The following is a 1525-nucleotide window of genomic DNA, read 5'->3' as shown; positions in this document are numbered from 1 at the left end:
CTCAGGCATCCCATGGGCTCCAGGGTCAAGCTGCAGATGCCTGACGGTGGGCCCATGCGGTGGTCTCGTCGTAGGGAGTTCGGGTCTTGAGGCAGCCGTGCAGTATGCCCACGAGGCGGTTGCCGAGCTGCCGGAGCGCGGCGTGGTGGCTGGTGCCGCGGGCACGGAGCTGGTCGTAGTAGGCCCGGGCGCCGGGTGAGGCGCTCAGCGAGCAGAACGCCCACTGGTGAGTGGCGTCGCCGAGGCGGCGGTTGCGGGCGTAGCGGGCCAGCACGACGGTCTTGCGTCCTGACGCACGGGTGATCGGGGAGGTCCCGGCGTAGTTCCGCCGAGCCTTGTGATCGCGGTAGCGCTGCGGGTCGTCGCCGAACTCGGCGAGCACCCGGGCACCCAGCACGGTCCCGAGCCCCGGTTGGCTGAGGTAGATCTCAGCGTCCGGGTGCTGGCCAAAACCCTGCGCCACCACCTCCTCCAGCGCCGGGACCTGGGCGTTGAGCCCGACGATCAGGCGCACCTGGGAGGCCGCGATGGTGGCGTAAGCCGCCTCGATCGCCGCGGCCTGGCGCAGCGCCGGGGCCCGCAGCGCGGCCTGGATCGCCTCGGTCTTGGCCTCGACCTCTCGACGACGAGCCCGCTTCAGGATCGCGGCGATCTTCGACCGGGACAACCGCACGGCCCGATCCGGATCGCCGGCGCGTTCGAGCAACTCGAGCGCATCCGGGTCGGCGAGCTCGAGGCCGCCCACGGCCAGCGCGTCGAGCGCGGCCGGGAAGAACTCCCGCAGCGCCTGACGGAGCCGCTGCAGATGCCGAGTGCGTTCCCAGATCAACGACTGATGCGAACGCGCGACCAGCTTGAGGCCCTCCACCGCGTCGCTGTCTCCGGCGATCGGACGGTGATGAGCCCGGTCCAGGCGCACGATCTCGGCCAGCACATGCGCATCACCGGGGTCGGACTTCGCCCCCGAGGTCGAGTGCCGTTCCCGATACCGAGCCGCCGACATCGGGTTGATCGCGAACACCCGGTACCCCGCCGCGATCAGCGCCGCCACCCACGGGCCGCGGTCGGTCTCGATCCCGACGATCACCTCACCCTCGGCCAGCATCCCGGTCTCGGCGCTGATCGAGTCCTCGCCGAGGTGCTCGGCCAGCAGCTCATGCAGGCGCGACATGCCCGCCATGCCCTCGGGCAGCCGGGCCTTCGCCAACCGGCGGCCCGAATCGTCGAGGACCTCCACATCGTGGTGGTCCTCGGCCCAGTCATCCCCCACGAACAGCACCACCGCCAGCCTCCCGATCCTCGTCCACCGAGCTCGGCAGCGCGGAGCAGGACAGCCGCGGACTAATGGTCAAGTGCTCACCGAACCCGGCCGGCACGTCATCCCATCAGCGATCTACGCCTGCTCACGACCGGCGGGCGCACGATCTGAGGCTAGAGCTCACAGCCCTGTCGGCCAGAGTGCTGACCCGCCGGCCGCTACCAGCGCCGAGCCTTCCATGCGAACCCGGCACCCCCCATTAGTCGG

1 protein-coding gene is annotated in these 1525 nt (G+C 70.8%); it reads right to left on the bottom strand.

The genetic code is table 11. From position 1 onward, the window contains the following. Positions 1 to 25: 25 nt before the first annotated feature. The gene (locus tag ACFPK1_RS32970; protein WP_378025157.1) at positions 26 to 1279 is read right to left on the bottom strand and encodes an IS110 family RNA-guided transposase; all 1254 of its coding nucleotides are present in this window, start codon (positions 1277 to 1279) and stop codon (positions 26 to 28) included. Between the last annotated feature and the right edge of the window lie 246 nt (positions 1280 to 1525).

The sequence above is a fragment of the Actinomycetospora rhizophila genome, from assembly GCF_042657905.1.
Lineage (GTDB): Bacteria > Actinomycetota > Actinomycetes > Mycobacteriales > Pseudonocardiaceae > Actinomycetospora > Actinomycetospora rhizophila.
This window is presented reverse-complemented; position numbering and strand designations above follow the sequence as displayed.